The 471-nt window shown below is 58.6% G+C and carries 1 protein-coding gene; it reads left to right on the forward strand.

What is annotated here, in order from left to right; translation table 11 throughout:
- Nucleotides 1-140 precede the first annotated feature (140 nt).
- Nucleotides 141-401, forward strand: a complete 261-nt coding sequence (locus P1J78_RS25155; RefSeq protein ID WP_275570105.1) for a phage minor head protein — start codon at nucleotides 141-143, stop codon at nucleotides 399-401.
- Nucleotides 402-471 lie beyond the last annotated feature (70 nt).

Genomic DNA, 471 nt, shown 5'->3' on the forward strand with positions numbered 1-471 from the left:
GGTGCTGACATGAAACATCCTCCTGAACAGGATGAATCACAAACAGTCCCACAAGGGAATCCCCCGCGACTCAGGGTTGCCCCGAAATGCTCTAACCCTTTTGTGTGAAGTTGGGGAAAACTCTGTCCAGGGGCTTCCGCATGCACATCGACCCACATCTTTATCGCAAAGCGTTCCAAGCCTACCTGCGCAAAGGGACGCCTATCGAGTGGTCGATCAAGCAGGAGCGGCCAACCACGCATTACATTTGGCGCACGCGCGGAGATGACAAAGTCCGCCCAAGCCATGCTGCCAACAACGGTCAGGTCTTCGCATGGGATGACCCGCCCGAGACGGGCCACCCCGGCGAAGACTATGGCTGCCGCTGCACAGCTGAGCCAGCTATGGCTGAAATTGGGTGATGGCGCCTGAGAAGGCGGCGTATCGTGGCGGGTGCTGAAGCCTGCCAGAACCTCCCGAAGGAGCGATACG

The organism is Psychromarinibacter sediminicola (assembly GCF_029168335.1).
Lineage (GTDB): Bacteria > Pseudomonadota > Alphaproteobacteria > Rhodobacterales > Rhodobacteraceae > Psychromarinibacter > Psychromarinibacter sediminicola.